15 protein-coding genes are annotated in these 14,756 nt (G+C 35.8%); 10 read left to right on the forward strand and 5 right to left on the reverse strand.

What is annotated here, in order from left to right; translation table 11 throughout:
* Positions 1–3: 3 nt before the first annotated feature.
* Both recR and ndk read right to left on the reverse strand, forming a co-directional pair.
* On the reverse strand, positions 4–609 hold the full coding sequence (gene recR / locus ACQH2O_RS00715; RefSeq protein ID WP_010963080.1) for a recombination mediator RecR: 606 nt from the start codon (positions 607–609) through the stop codon (positions 4–6).
* Between the two features lie 1,433 nt (positions 610–2,042).
* Positions 2,043–2,462 (reverse strand): nucleoside-diphosphate kinase, encoded by a 420-nt coding sequence (gene ndk / locus ACQH2O_RS00720; RefSeq protein WP_010082097.1) that lies wholly within the window; start codon positions 2,460–2,462, stop codon positions 2,043–2,045.
* Between the two features lie 113 nt (positions 2,463–2,575).
* On the opposite strand from ndk, the gene ACQH2O_RS00725 reads away from it, so the two are divergent.
* The 3 genes from ACQH2O_RS00725 to ACQH2O_RS00735 all read left to right on the forward strand — a co-directional run bounded on the left by ACQH2O_RS00725 (position 2,576) and on the right by ACQH2O_RS00735 (position 5,213).
* Positions 2,576–3,397 (forward strand): hypothetical protein, encoded by an 822-nt coding sequence (locus ACQH2O_RS00725; RefSeq protein ID WP_182282735.1) that lies wholly within the window; start codon positions 2,576–2,578, stop codon positions 3,395–3,397.
* Complete coding sequence (gene hemH / locus ACQH2O_RS00730; protein ID WP_010082099.1) at positions 3,398–4,345, forward strand: ferrochelatase; 948 nt, start codon at positions 3,398–3,400, stop codon at positions 4,343–4,345.
* Between the two features lie 70 nt (positions 4,346–4,415).
* Positions 4,416–5,213, forward strand: coding sequence for a hypothetical protein (locus ACQH2O_RS00735; RefSeq protein WP_208571599.1), 798 nt, complete (start codon positions 4,416–4,418; stop codon positions 5,211–5,213).
* A 3-nt stretch (positions 5,214–5,216) separates the two neighbouring features.
* Here the strand turns inward: ACQH2O_RS00735 and gshA are convergent, their stop codons facing one another.
* Complete coding sequence (gshA, locus tag ACQH2O_RS00740; protein WP_010963085.1) at positions 5,217–6,377, reverse strand: glutamate--cysteine ligase; 1,161 nt, start codon at positions 6,375–6,377, stop codon at positions 5,217–5,219.
* 115 nt (positions 6,378–6,492) lie between these two features.
* On the opposite strand from gshA, the gene hslV reads away from it, so the two are divergent.
* A complete protein-coding gene (gene hslV, locus ACQH2O_RS00745; protein WP_006280198.1) occupies positions 6,493–7,047 on the forward strand; it encodes an ATP-dependent protease subunit HslV in 555 nt (184 codons plus the stop codon).
* Position 7,048: 1 nt separating this feature from the next.
* On the forward strand, positions 7,049–8,539 hold the full coding sequence (gene hslU, locus ACQH2O_RS00750; RefSeq protein ID WP_425385203.1) for an ATP-dependent protease ATPase subunit HslU: 1,491 nt from the start codon (positions 7,049–7,051) through the stop codon (positions 8,537–8,539).
* A 68-nt stretch (positions 8,540–8,607) separates the two neighbouring features.
* On the opposite strand, the gene ACQH2O_RS00755 is transcribed toward hslU, so the two are convergent.
* Positions 8,608–9,549 carry an FKBP-type peptidyl-prolyl cis-trans isomerase gene (locus ACQH2O_RS00755; RefSeq protein ID WP_010963087.1) on the reverse strand — a complete coding sequence of 314 codons (942 nt, stop codon included), beginning with the start codon at positions 9,547–9,549 and terminating at the stop codon, positions 8,608–8,610.
* On the reverse strand, positions 9,542–10,549 hold the full coding sequence (locus tag ACQH2O_RS00760) for a polyprenyl synthetase family protein (protein ID WP_010082029.1): 1,008 nt from the start codon (positions 10,547–10,549) through the stop codon (positions 9,542–9,544). Before ACQH2O_RS00760 ends, ACQH2O_RS00755 begins: the two co-directional genes overlap by 8 nt.
* A 145-nt stretch (positions 10,550–10,694) precedes the next feature.
* Here ACQH2O_RS00760 and acpP point away from each other — a divergent pair, with 145 nt between their 5' ends.
* From acpP to murA, 5 genes are all read left to right on the forward strand, one after another.
* Complete coding sequence (gene acpP / locus ACQH2O_RS00765) at positions 10,695–10,955, forward strand: acyl carrier protein (protein WP_006279836.1); 261 nt, start codon at positions 10,695–10,697, stop codon at positions 10,953–10,955.
* 13 nt (positions 10,956–10,968) lie between these two features.
* The gene (fabF, locus tag ACQH2O_RS00770; RefSeq protein WP_010082030.1) at positions 10,969–12,240 is read left to right on the forward strand and encodes a beta-ketoacyl-ACP synthase II; all 1,272 of its coding nucleotides are present in this window, start codon (positions 10,969–10,971) and stop codon (positions 12,238–12,240) included.
* A gap of 3 nt (positions 12,241–12,243) precedes the next feature.
* Positions 12,244–12,369: a hypothetical protein gene (locus tag ACQH2O_RS00775; protein ID WP_255322260.1), complete on the forward strand. Its 126-nt coding sequence runs from the start codon at positions 12,244–12,246 to the stop codon at positions 12,367–12,369.
* 122 nt (positions 12,370–12,491) lie between these two features.
* Positions 12,492–13,316 (forward strand): CPBP family intramembrane glutamic endopeptidase, encoded by an 825-nt coding sequence (locus ACQH2O_RS00780; RefSeq protein WP_022626149.1) that lies wholly within the window; start codon positions 12,492–12,494, stop codon positions 13,314–13,316.
* A 155-nt stretch (positions 13,317–13,471) separates the two neighbouring features.
* Positions 13,472–14,749 (forward strand): UDP-N-acetylglucosamine 1-carboxyvinyltransferase, encoded by a 1,278-nt coding sequence (gene murA / locus ACQH2O_RS00785; RefSeq protein ID WP_006279833.1) that lies wholly within the window; start codon positions 13,472–13,474, stop codon positions 14,747–14,749.
* Positions 14,750–14,756 lie beyond the last annotated feature (7 nt).

Consider the following 14,756-nt stretch of genomic DNA (forward strand, 5'->3'; position numbering starts at 1 on the left):
GTCTTATTTTATATTTAACTCATATTCTTGTCTTGAAGTAAGTGCTATCCTCAGCGTTCCTTCATCAAGATAGTCAATTTCTCCGCCCATTGGTATGCCGCAAGCAAGGCGTGATATTTTCACATCCAAATTTTTTAGCAATTCAATTATATATTGTGCAGTAACTTGGCCCTCTAATGTCGGATTAATTGCGATAATTATCTCTTCAATTTTAGACTCTGTCACTCTTTTCAGAATAGTGTCAAGGTTGAGTTCTTTTGGACCTATGCCATTTATTGCAGACAATCTGCCACCCAAAACATGGTATAAACCTGAATATATATTTCCTTTTTCAAACGCCCATAGATCACCTAATTCTTCTACTACACACAGTAACTTAGTGTCACGTTTTGGGTTAGTACAAATAGAACAAGGTGACTTAGTATCTAGATTTCCGCAAACTTCACACTCTATTATAAGATCTGCTAGCTCTTTAATCAAAGATGCAAGTGGTAGCATAACTTTTTCTTTGTTTTGGAGTAAATGTATAACTAACCTGCGTGATGATGATGGCCCTAAACTTGGCAATTTAGAGAAAGCATGAACTAGATTCTTTATGTTAACGTTCATTCAATAAATTCAGAATAGGCAGTCAAATGGTAACATCAAACCCTTTGTAAAGAAAGTGGTAAGTTTCTCTTGATCCCACTTTGATTAGCTATAGAAAAAATTTTTTACTCTAACGCAAAAAATTACTTCCGCACACTTAAAGCCTGATTATAATAGACTTCTTGCATAATCCAAACTAAGTAGAAAAAAGGTATCATCCGAGTAGCTCTCCTTTGTCATCCTAGTGCCTCCTTTTTTGTCATCCCAGTGCCCAGACACTGGGATGGCTTTGTTGCATCGCTAGCTATGATGGATTAAAGATAAAAAAGGTGGAGAATATCAGTAGCTTATTATTCTGGTATTTATAACAAGAACGGTCAGTGAATACCTAATTTTGAGTAAAAGAAATTTCACTACCACTCACTAATCCGGCTAAAATTCAAGAATTTCAATGCTTTAGCTATTTTCAATAGAATTAAATTTATTAATATAAATAACAAGTTACTATTCTTAAATTTGATCAGATTGATTGCAAAAAAAACAAGATTTTCAATAAGTTGCTTATAATCCTAATTATAGTTAGCCTTTCATAAGTAGCGATGCAACAAAGCCCACTGGGATCCAGGAATTTTATTAAGTTTGTAAGCATAAAAGTATAGCTAACGTGAGCTCTACGTCATACTGCCGCGAACCGTCATACCGCGATTCATTCGCGGTATCTCTTAGCCGCTAACACGTAGCGGGATGACGGTTGTCAGGCTAGCTGTCATCCCAGTGCCCAGACACTGGGATCCAGAAATTTTAATTGTAAGTAAGCATACTGGGTTGATAAGTATAAAAGTAGCTAGAAAATAAACATTTTTGATGAGATTATATGGAAAACTGGATGCCAGTGTCAAGCACTGGCATGACACCCTTCACGGACTTTTAAATTACTTTAGCTATAAATATTAAGAAATTTACCAAATGAAAAAAAAGGCAAAAGAAGCCCTGGGGTTATTATCCGCTTTAAAATATTGGCGTTTTTTATGTTTTAAACGCTTGACAAGCGAGATTCAGCCGCTTTTAATTGCAACTAACTTACGCTGCAAATGTTTAAGAAATTTACTAAGCAGAAAAAAAGACAAAGAATCCCCGAGTTAGCTAGTCTTTTACTATCTCTGTCGAGTATTGGCATTTTTTGATGTCTTGTAACGCTTTATAAGCGCGTTCAGCTTATTTAGATAAAAATCTAGATGTAGATGAAGTTTTGTAAAGACATGCAGTATCTATATACTGCAAAAAATTGAACATAAGACGCCGATACATTAAGTAATCCTTACCTTTTAATCTGCAGATTGGCGAAAGCAAATACAATAGCTTCAGTTTCATGATAAGGGGGCTGGCGAGGTTTGTCAAGGAAGTTTTTTCGTTTCTATGTTGTCAGCTACTTGGATGACGCCAATCTGAGTTGACTACACCAACTCACATTCAGCAAAAAAGAAAGCTATCTCCTTACGAGCATTTTCTAGACTATCTGAGCCGTGAACTCTATTTTCACTAATATCATCAGCAAAATCACCCCTGATTGTGCCTTTATCTGCCTGCTTTGGATCGGTAGCTCCCATGATTTGTCTGTATTTACTTACTGCATTTTCACCAACTAAAACTTGAACTACCACAGAACCAGAGGTCATAAACTCTACTAATTCCCCAAAAAAAGGCCTATCTTTATGAATTTCATAAAACAGCTCTGCTTGTTTTTTTGTTAGTAACATCATTTTTTGTGCTGTGATTTTCAGCCCAGATTGTTCGATGTAGGAATTTATATTGCCTGTAATATTATTTTTTACTGCATCAGGTTTTAATATCGAAAGTGTTCTCTCAATTGCCATATTATTTCCTTATATAAAATAGTATATTTATAGATTTATTTTATTGTAAATTTTGATTTGATAAAAGCAGTTTTTTATTTATAGTTAAGAATAAACCATCAAGGAGGTATTGTATGGGTGAATGTTGTAAAAATAACACTACTAAACAAGCTGAGCCTACCACTAAAAAACAAGCTAAATCTACTACTAAAAAATTAGTAAGTAACTTTAAGTCATCACTTTTTTGTGGAACAAAAGGGTTTTTGACTTTTAGTCTGGCATTTTTAAGTTATTTGGAATATAGTTCACATCATAATACAAAATTAAAAGAAGGTGCTGCCTTTGCAATGAAAAGAAACACTATTCCATTTCTTGAAATGACAATCATAGCACCGCTTGTTTGTTTTGCACTGCCAGCTATGCTAGGCAGTATGAGCCTCATGCAATGCGCACTTTTATGTGCTTCCTTAATGATTGCCACATGTTTTATTGTCAGAACTTTTCATCTGCGTGAGAAGTTAATGGAAAAAATCACTAACCATAGTAGAAAAGAAATAGACGCGGAATTTAAGAAAGATACTATAAAATTTCCTATCTTTGATCAAAATAGAAAACACACCGAGTATAATTCGCCTAACTCAGGGCGACTACTGGATGAAACAAGTAGCACCTCTCTTTTCGTTAAAGTTTTACTTTTTCCCCTCAAGGTTCTTCTGAATGTCCTGCAAAGTTGTATAATGCTATCTTTAGCTGCTGTTGAACTTCTTGAAACGGTACCAAGTCTTTTTGTCGATACATTTTTCGATTGGAACTTCACATCCACCAAGAGTAACCTGAAGAGATCAGGCCACTTATTGTATGCCAGTGTAAGAAATTTAGTGCCTATAACTAAATTTGATGAGTGTGTAGCTAATTTTATAGGCACCCCAGAAGTAACTTGTTGTAGTAGTGCGTAGGTGAAAAAGGCAGTTATCTTATTTAATCTTGGCGGGCCTGATTCACTAAATGCGGTCCGTCCTTTTTTATTCAACCTTTTTTATGACAGGAGAATAATCAATCTACCGAATCCCTTTCGGTTTCTTTTAGCAAAGTTTATATCTGCGAAACGAGAAAATACTGCACGAAAAATATACGAGGAAATTGGAGGTAAATCGCCAATTCTAGAGAATACAAAAATGCAAGCTAATGCTTCAGAACTAAAATTAAACGAAAATAGAAACCATGTACACAAGGTATTCATCTGCATGCGCTATTGGCGTCCATTTGCTGACGAAGTTATTGAAAGTGTAAAACAGTTTGATCCTGACGAAGTAATTCTGCTGCCACTGTATCCACAATATTCAACTACCACAACTCTGTCATCCATCGAGAATTGGCAAAAAAATGCTAAACGGTATGGCCTAAAATGCAATACAAAAATGATTCACCGTTATTATGATAACCAAGATTTTATTGAAGCTCACACTAATCTGATAGCTAAGTACTATAAATTGGCTAGAAAAATCGGTAAACCAAGAGTCCTATTTTCAGCCCATAGCTTACCTCTTAGTATCATTAAAAAGGGCGACCCTTACGCTTCACAGGTAGAAAGAAGCGTAGAGTTAATAGTAGAAAAGTTAGCTATCAATAACTTAGATTGGTCAATATGTTATCAGAGTAAGATTGGTCCTGTAAAATGGCTAGAGCCAAGCACTGAAAGTGAGCTATTACGCGCAAAAGCTGATGGTGTACCTGTAGTTCTATCACCTATATCTTTTGTTTCTGAGCATTCAGAAACTCTAGTTGAACTTGATATAGAATATAAAGCAATTATCAAGGATGGATATTACTTTCGTGTGCCAACTCTCAGTACCGATCCCTTGTTTATAAAATGCTTAGCCGATTTGTGCATAAATCTCCCTTAAAGTCCTGATTCATAGGGCTTTTCTTTTAGGATTTTATGTGATAGAATAACAGGAAGTTATTAACTATTTCATGCCAAACAAGCTAAAAAAGAAATCTAACATACTCGCACAAAGGGTGCATGATATTTATGATCATGATTTCAGGAAGGTAATCTGCATCACAACAGGTTTAACAGCCCTATTGTGTAAGATTTCACTGCAATTTTGCTGCGAGTTCATTGACAATAATAGATCCAATATCTTTCTTATACGGAATGTTGCTCGACTAGTAAAGTTTCCGACATCTATTCTATACATTGCCCATTCTGCATTTACTCTACAGGATCTAATTAAGGATTACAGAAACCCTGAGAGTAAAAAAGAGCTGGCAAAAATTGTGGGTAAATCGGCTAATCTTGCAAGCAGCACCATAGAAGCATTGATGATGTTGAAAGTCATCCATTTTTTGGCTAGAGGTAATGCAGATGTAACAAGTTATATTAGTTCAACATCAACGATCCTATTTTTGTTCATTTCAGAACCTATAAGCTATTATTATACATGCAAGAAATATCTGGATAATAAGGATCCTGAAAAGTCTGCTAAGTGTAAGAAGGACCTTATTATCAGCACATTAACTTTGTCGTTAGGTTTATTAAACTTCATATTAAGAAGGATAGAAACTCCAACTATACCAATAAACTTGGGTAGTGGTATAATCTATAATTTCAACTTAAGCGTAACAGTCAGCATAATATATAGTGCAGTATTTCTTGCAGTTCAACTTGATAAGTTGTTTAATCAACCTGTCAATGATGATCCTTCCACTGAACTTGATGATGTTCATAATATAAACGGTCATTCTAATGACAGCACTGTAGAGGTATAAGAATTAGGGATGAAAAGATTTTATTTCTACTGCCAACGCTAGTACTGCTAATTTGCTAACAATACTCCAAAGTGATAGAATTTTACCTTCTACAACCTGGCTAACATCATGAAACTCACAGTCAGTGGCATTCAAGCTAGAATATACATCTTTTCTGCTATTACATCGGTATAAGTAACATGTTGAAGTATCTCCTATATAGTATATTAGCGGTTCTGCAGAACTGCTTTTAAACATGTCAATGGTTGGTACACCTTCTTGTATAATAACGCTATTGATTGCTATTCCTTCTTTTATCTTTTTCATTTTATGACGCTTTTTTTTATTGAGGTTTAATATTTCCTCTCCACTTGTTGCTGTTATAATGCCCATCCCATATGTGCCATTGCTTGCTTTGATAAAAACGTAAGGTTGTGTTTTTATTTTATATTCTTCGTATTTTTTTTGCACTAGAGATAATATTTGGTCAACTTTAGTTGCTACTGCTCCTAGTGACAAATCATCATCAAAATCAACTCCATCACAGCTCTCTGTAAGCACAGAAATTAGCCATGGGTCTATTTTAAATTTGCCACAAAACTCAGATGCTAATTCTTGATAGATTTCAAAATACTTAAATTTCTGCCTGCTATGCCAACCGTATAGTGGGCTTGGTACTATATCTTGCTTTACGTCTTTCAGCGTGTCTGGAATGTGGCTCGTCATATCACGGTTCAGTATAATAACATCAGGCACAAATCCTGAAGTTGTCTTTAGCAGAGAGTTTTCTTTCACAACAGTTTCATACTGTTCTATTAAATTGTATACTTCATTATATAAAAGGCCAATTCTAGTCTCAAAACCTGCGAGTTGTAGTATTTTCTCTATAACAAATACGTTTTCTATATACATTTTATTGCGTGTATAATTTTCCGGTATTATAAGAACCTTTTTGTATTGATGTCTTTTAAAATAGCTTTTTATCAATCTTGCTGCCATCGTTCTTGATTCTTCACTTAAGTTATTGAACCCCGCAGGAAATAAATTAGCGTCTACTGGAACGATTTTATAGCCAGAGTTTCTAAGATCTATAGAGCTATAAAATGGCGATGTAAGGCCATTAAATTTTGCTTCGAACCAATTATTTATACTTTTTTCCAAATCTGGGTGAATTATGTTTTGCATCTGCACTTTAAATGTTATAAGGAAGGTATTATATTATAAGCTATAGTTGAACATATTTAGTAAATTTGACTAAAGATTAAAGTATAATGAGATTCTTATTTAAAGTGATAGAAAAATGATTCAACACGATAACAATAAAATGTATGGCACTACTATATTATCAATTAGAAAAGATAAAAGTGTAGTAGTAATAGGTGACGGACAAGTTTCACTGGGCCACACTGTTATAAAATCTGGAGCAAAAAAAGTTAGGCGTCTTTCTGGTGATTCCGTAATTGCTGGATTTGCTGGGGCAACAGCCGACGCATTTACTCTTTTTGAAAGATTAGAATCTAAACTTGACAAGCACCCAGGGCAATTAATGAGAGCATGTGTTGAACTTGCAAAAGACTGGAGAATGGATAAATATCTGAGGAAATTAGAAGCTATGATGATCGTTGCAGATAAATCTATTTCATTAGTAATTACGGGAACAGGTGATGTTCTTGAACCTGAAGATGGAGTCGCAGCTATTGGCTCTGGGGGAAATTTTGCTCTATCTGCAGCAAGAGCTTTAATTGACATTAAAGGAATATCAATAGAGGAAATTGCGAAAAAGGCTATGAAGATAGCTGGCGATATATGTGTTTATACAAATCATAATGTAGTTATTGAAAAGATAGAGGAGTGATATGTCTTCCAAGCAAAAAACTTTATGCACCAATTTTTCCAATCAGCCCATAACCCTTTCAGAAGGGCGGTCTTGTAGTAGTGACACCTACGATGAAAAAGATAACCTCTATAAAGATACTAAGAGTGGTTTTGATTCAAATGACAGCGATGTTCAAGTTAATGACAGCACTCAAGTTTTGTTAGATGACCTGCCACCACAGAAGATAGTTAAAGAATTGGACAGATTCATAATCGGACAGGATGATGCAAAGCGTGCTGTTGCTATTGCGCTCAGAAATCGTTGGCGTCGCAATCAGGTTCCATTTCCATTGCGTGATGAAATCATACCTAAGAATATATTGATGATCGGTCATACAGGGGTTGGTAAAACTGAAATAGCTCGTCGCTTAGCAAAACTTGCCGGTGCACCGTTCATAAAAATTGAGGCAACGAAGTTTACTGAAATAGGGTACGTTGGACGTGAAGTTGATTCGATAATACGCGATTTAGTTGATGCAGCAATAGTTTTAGTTAAAGAGAAAGCCCGTAAAGCCTTAGCTAAAAAGGCTTTAATTTTAGCTGAGAAAACAATAGTAAACTCTATGGTAGGCGAAAATGCAACCGAAGAGAGTAAAAAAATTTTTAGAGAAAGGTTGAGGAATAAAGAGTTTGAGGACGGAGAAGTTTCTATTAACGTCAGAGAGAGCAAGAGTATGTTACCTACTTTCGATATACCAGGCATGCCAGGTGGGCAAGTTGGTGTGATGAATGTAACAGAAATAATGGGCAAGATGTTTAACGGGAGAAAAAAAACAAAAACTATTACGGTGAAGGTAAAAGAAGCGCGTGAAATATTAATTAATGAAGAAAGTGAAAGGCTAATGGATGAAGATAAGATAATCAAAGAAGCCATTGATCTTGTTAGTAATGACGGTATAGTATTTTTGGATGAAATAGACAAAATTGCAGCGCGTACAGAAGTAAAAGGTGAAGTAAACAGAGAAGGAGTGCAACGCGATCTGTTACCATTACTTGAAGGAACAACTGTTACAACTAAGTATGGCCATGTAAAAACAGACTATATATTATTTATTGCATCTGGTGCTTTTCATCAGTCTAAACCATCTGACCTCTTACCGGAATTGCAGGGCAGATTACCGATCAGGGTAGAACTTAAGGCACTTACTCAAGAGGATTTAATAAGAATATTAAAGGAACCAGAATCTAGTTTGTTAAAGCAGTACATAGCTTTAATGAAAACAGAAAATGTGACACTTGAGTTCACTGATGATGGTATAAAAACCATAGCTGAAATAGCGTTTACAGTTAATAGGCAAGTGGAAAATATAGGCGCAAGAAGGCTTCACACTGTCATGGAGAAGCTTTTAGATGAAATAAGTTTCATTGCTTCTGAGAAAAATAGCGAAAAATTCATTATAGACAGCAAGTATGTAAAAGATAAACTTGAGTCAATTTCGAAGCAGCTTGATTTATCTAAGTTTATACTTTAGGAAAAACGAAAAGCCTACTTTAAGTAGTATAGAGAGTGTTCAGAAGATTAGCCAGTAGACCTAAAATTTCAGCTATATTCTTTAGGCTGTTTTTCAACAGTAGAATGGTGTGCTGCGACCTCTTGCTTAACATCTAAGCTTAAGTCAATTATTGAGATATTTTCTTCATCATAATCTATGTCTTTTATTAACATATCGTCAGTAATAGTCAAAAGGTCAGGCGGAGAAAGAATAGTTCTTTTATTACCAGCTCTCATTCCCACAACTCCAAGCTCTATAGCAAGTGGTATTTTTTTATCGCCAACCCTAAATTGCACTGTTTGATCTTTGACTATATATTCCCCATTATGCTCCTTTACGCTATATTTAACCGATATCTCATCACCGCACCTTACTTGTTTTCCAGTCTTGTTAATTAAGTCATTAAAAACCATCAGATTATTTACTGAGTCGGGATATTTATCCTTTACTTCGATCAGTTTGACGTAATAAGAATTAAAATTCATTTTGTTCTCATTGGCAATAGTAACTACACGCTCTCCGCCTTCTTTCATACCTATTACCCCTAAACTCACTTCTTTTAGGTCATCTTGACCTATTTTCAAAGTAACATCAGAAACTTTGCTAGGGAGTGTTGCTGAGTTATTATTAGAAATTTTATATATTTGCAATAGGACTTCCAGGCCACAAAAAGCCTTGCTGCCACTGCCTTCAGTAATTTCATAAAAATTTATTGAATCTTCTTCCTTTTGCTGCGTTATTTCTTCTAAATATTCTGTCAGCCCATGCTTTTCAATATAGCGGTCAAGTGCTGATTCAAGTATTGGCTTCACTAGGTAATGTGCTATCGTCTGTATCAAACCACCATGCGTGGCATTTATCTCATAAAGCTTGTCCTTTTTTTCCGGTTTACCTTTGTTTATATAGACAATAGTAAACACAAAAGCAGAAGTTAAAGTGAGAATCATTACTACGGAAATAAGCATTTGTAATATAATTTTTCTAACCATCTTTCTTTACTTGATTCAATAAATCATATAAATAATTAGTATCCCCTGAAAGCGCACTCAAATTATCCAAGCCTTGTTTAAAGAGGCCGTCTATATAGTCCTCTACTTCACTTTTACCAAGCACAGACATAAGATTATTTGTTTTATCTTGTTCGTAGTCTTCAATATCATCCTTAGCTTGAAAGATAAGCCCTAGATTTATTCCATAGTTATATAACGCTTTACGTTGCTTGTCTGTAGCACCCCCTATTATAGCACCTATTTCACATGAAGCTGCAAATAGTTTTGCGGTTTTCATCAAATGAATTTCTTTTATTTTATCAGCTTGGCCCGACGTCATTCCAGCGTCATACATACAGCCGTACGAATGTTGTAGTTTTAAGGTAGAAAGGGTGTCATGCAAGTAGCTGACACTGGAATCCATTTCATGTTCAGCTCCACTATCGCATGGCTTTTTGCACGAAATGCTTGTAGGCAAAGCCTTCTGGATCCCAGTGTCCGCTACTTGAATGACAGAGGGTTGGGGGCTAAAATCTATATGCTCACTGTTAATATCTAAAGCCTGTCCTCCCACCATTCCCCTAATTCCTATTGCCTGAGAAAGAACTTTTATGATCTCACAGCGTTTCTCATTTAACGAAGATAATACCTCAAAAGCCAGAGTAAGTAGTGCATCTCCGGCAAGCACTGCTGTTGCTTCATCAAATTTTTTATGGCAGCTTAGCTGGCTTCTGCGAGTATCACTGTTGTCCATGCACGGTAAATCATCGTGAATTAGAGAGTAAGCATGAACAAATTCAATTGCTGCAGCAACTGATATTACTTTTTTAGCTTCCGCGTTAAACACTCGCGATGAAGCTACGACTAAAAAGGAGCGTATATGTTTTGCAGGAGCAAGGAGTATATAACGCATAGCTGATATAAGCTTATTCTCGCTATTTTCGGGTAAGAGTTTATTTACTTCTACAATAAGCAAATTTTTTGTTGTTTCGTCTAGCATTTTTGAATTGTTAATTGTTTAGCACGTAACGCTAGCCAGCTAGGGCAGTAGAAAACTTTACTGTAGTTTACCAGTTATAAAAGATATTGCAAACATAAAAATTTTTTATAACATCAAAGAATAGGTTATTTTTTTGGTAAGAAATGTGAATAGCGAACTAGCAAAGAGCACTAGAGAAGACATAGAAGAAAAAGTGAAAAAGATTATACTAGAGCATATTAGTAAGGATGTAGAGAAATTCAACAGCTCTTCAAAGCTTTCGGAGCATGGTACAGACAGCTTAGATGCAGTTGAAATCATCATGGCAGCAGAAGAAGAGTTTGGAATAGAAATTCCAGATGAAGACGCACAAAAAATGGAAACTATGGAGCAAATAGTTGAGTACATTAATAATAAAAAAGGCTAATAGTTAGTGTTAAATGAGCAGAAGAGTAGTAGTCACTGGTGTTGGTTTAATCACTCCACTAGCGGCAGATGTTGACAACACTTGGTCAAGGCTAATAAAAAGTGAGTCTGGCATAAAAGCAATCAATACGGATAGATTTGACTCTTCTGATCTTGCTTGCAAAATTGCAGGGCAGGTGCCGTTGCAATCAGACAACATTGAGCACCATTTCAATCCACTAGATTATATTTCTGAGAAAGACTCAAAAAGGACAGATCGTTTTATCCATTACGGTATTGCAGCAGCTATTCAGGCAGTAGATGATTCATTAATTTTGGAAAGCCAAAATATCAATCGGGAACGTGTTGGTGTGACTATTGGCTCTGGTATAGGTGGTCTTCCGTCAATTCAGGAAAATGTTATTACCATGCAGGAAAAAGGGCCCAGACGTGTCAGTCCATTTTTTGTCCCTGCAAGTCTAATAAATTTGATATCTGGCCATATTTCTATTAAATACGAATTTACAGGTCCAAACGATTCAGCAGTAACCGCATGTGCAACAGGTGCGCATGCAATCATAAACTCAGCAAGAACTATAAAACTTGGTGAAGCGGATGTTATGATTGCAGGTGGAGCAGAAAGTGCACTGTGTAGAGTTGGAATTGCAGGTTTTGCATCTATGAAGGCGTTATCAACTAAATTTAACGATAAACCGGAAGAAGCTTCAAGGCCATGGGATGAAGAACGCGATGGTTTTGTTATGGGTGAAGGAGCAGGTATATTGGTGCTGGAGGAATACGAACATGCGAAAAAAAGGGGGGCAAAAATACATGCTGAACTGGTTGGGTACGGACTCACAGGAGATGCGCACCACATTACAGCACCACATCCAGAAGGAAGAGGCGCATTTAAGGCAATGCAGCTTGCTTTAAAGAGCGCACAAATTAATCCCAATCAAGTAGGGTATATCAATGCACATGGAACTTCAACGCCACTTGGAGATAAAATTGAAGTAATAGCAATGAAACAGTTATTCGGTGACTACGTTTATAAAATACCTGTTTCTTCAACTAAATCTTCTATAGGACATTTACTTGGTGCTGCAGGGAGCGTTGAAGCAATATTCAGTATTCTTGCGTTAAATAATGGAATTATTCCGCCAACCTTAAATTTACACAAGCCTTCAGAAGGATGTGATTTAAATTTTGTACCGTTTAAAGCTCAGGAGCATAAAATTCAATATGCACTTTCTAATTCGTTTGGTTTTGGTGGCACTAATGCATCGCTCATATTTGGACAAGTTTAGTTGATGTCACCCCAGTGTCTTCCTCTTGTCATTCCAGTACCCTCCTCTTGTCATGCAAGCAGCTCTCCTACTGTCATCCCAGCACGTGACACTGGGATGACAAACGGTTGTGAAAGGGAATACATATAAAAATTAAACTATCAATAGCAATTCAAAAAGAAAAAATATTCTATTCATCCCTGAAGAAGTATTTTATTGACAATTTATGAATAAAGATCAATAATGCAGAAAAGGAATTGATGGGCGTATGCATGAATTTAACCACTATTAATTGTACATTATTTGTTGTAATTACATATTTTTTGACGTGCATTATAGCTTGGTGCTTACCTTTCAAAGACATAACATTATTAACAACATTTGTTCCGGCTTCAGTTGCAATTTTGCTAACCATTTATAATAAACAGAAGGTAAGGGATCTTTTTAAACTTAGTTCGCCAAAAAACTGTCTATTAGGGTTTATACTTATTCTGGTAAGTATGCTAATTTCCAATGGTCTTTTGTCAATTTATTGCGGTTTTTCATTTTTCCGAGAGTCTTTTACGTTAGACCGTGTAAAGGATTTGAGTGCAGTTTTGAGTCCATTAGTGATGTTATTTGTTTTATTATCAACCTTTGTGATGTGGATCATTATGTCTCTTGGTGAAGAGATCGGTTGGCGTGGCTATCTTTTGAAAAATCTTAAAAGCAAAATATCAAATTTTTATATCAGAGCAATTATTGTCGGTATTATTTGGTCAGTATGGCACATACCAACTTATGTGGTTGCTGGCTCAGCTTTGTGGAAGGATGGCTTTACATTCCCGACTATTTGTGCTTATACCCTTTATATTTGTGCAATGTCTATAATGTTTACCTGGTTGTTTGAAAAAGACAACTCGATTTGGCCAGTAACTATTGCTCATGCAACAAATAATCTTGTGTATAGTGTTTTGAGCATTCTAATGCCGTCTCCTCCTCTGTCAACTTTCGATGCAGTAATTCGCCTTACATTAGGAGCAGCTGGTTATTTCATTGTTGCAATTGGTGTTATTTGGTTTGATAAAGCTCGAGAGCGTCATTTGAGTAATTCATAGTATAAAATTTCGGGGGCAATTCGCATCAGGTGTCATGCAGGTAGCATGACACTGGGATGATGAGGAAGAAAAAGCAAATTTTGCCTTTTACGGTCAATCTATTATACTTAGTAAGACTTCAATAAACTAATGAATTATACTTTATATCTAATTAAATGCACAAGATATTAATAAGAAATAACTACAAACCTTTGGTCGGAAAAATCAAGATTAATGGCTCAAAAAATGCTGTTTTACCAATAATGGCAGCAAGTCTATTAAGTAGCTCCCCGGTAATTTTGCATAATGTACCTGATTTAATTGATGTGCATCTAATGTCTAAGTTGCTTGAAAGTCTTGGAGCAGAAGTGAACTTTATGCACAATAAAAATTATAAAGCGAACCATACTTTGAAAATTGACTGCAGCAATATCAACAATCACGTGATGCCATATAAAACCGCAAGTAAGCTAAGAACTTCTTTTCTAATATTGGGTCCAATGCTTAGCAGATTTGGCAAAGCGAGAACAGCATTTCCTGGTGGATGCAACATTGGAAAGCGTCCCGTTGATATGCATATTAAAGCATTAGAAGAAATGGGAGCTAAAATTGAAATTGACGGCTATAATATAATTGCAACAGTGAAAGGAAAGCTACAAGGAAAAGAAATCACATTTGAGAAAATAAGTGTTGGCGCAACAGAAAATGTAATAATGGCAGCAACATTTGCAGAAGGAGTGACAACAATAAACAATGCTGCAACTGAGCCGGAAGTTCTTGATTTAATAGATTTTCTGAAGAAAATGGGTGCTGATATTGAAATTGATAATACAAAGGTCATAATAACAGGAGTTGAAGCACTAAATGGATGTGTTCATAAAATAATACCAGATCGCATAGAAGCAGGCACCTATGCACTAGCTGCTATAATAACCGGTGGTAAGTTGGAGTTGGAAGGAATAAATCTATCTGATATAAGGTGTATTACAAATGAGTTGGAGACTATAGGAGCTATGGTTGAACTGTATGATGGAGGCATTGTTATTTCCAGAAAAAATGGCTCTATTAAGTCTGCTAACGTTGCGACAGATCCATATCCCAATTTTCCCAGTGATATGCAACCACAACTGATGTCTGCAATGTGCATCGCTGATGGGATATCAGTAATTGAAGAGAACATTTTTGAAAACAGATTTACACATGCAGATGAATTGAGAAAGTTAGGTGCTAATATCAGCATCGAGAAAAGCAAAGCTACTATAAGTGGAATAAAAAGCTTATCTGGAGCTAATCTATATGCTACTGACTTAAGATCAACAGCAGCTTTGGTGCTTGCTTCTTTGGTAGCCGGTGGAGAAACTATAATAAACAATTCACATCATTTATGGAGAGGATATGAAGCAATGCATGAAAAACTCAATTCATGTGGAGCTGATATCTCCATTTCGTCTTGAGGATATT

Source organism: Wolbachia endosymbiont (group B) of Schoenobius gigantella, assembly GCF_964031005.1.
Taxonomy (GTDB): domain Bacteria; phylum Pseudomonadota; class Alphaproteobacteria; order Rickettsiales; family Anaplasmataceae; genus Wolbachia; species Wolbachia pipientis.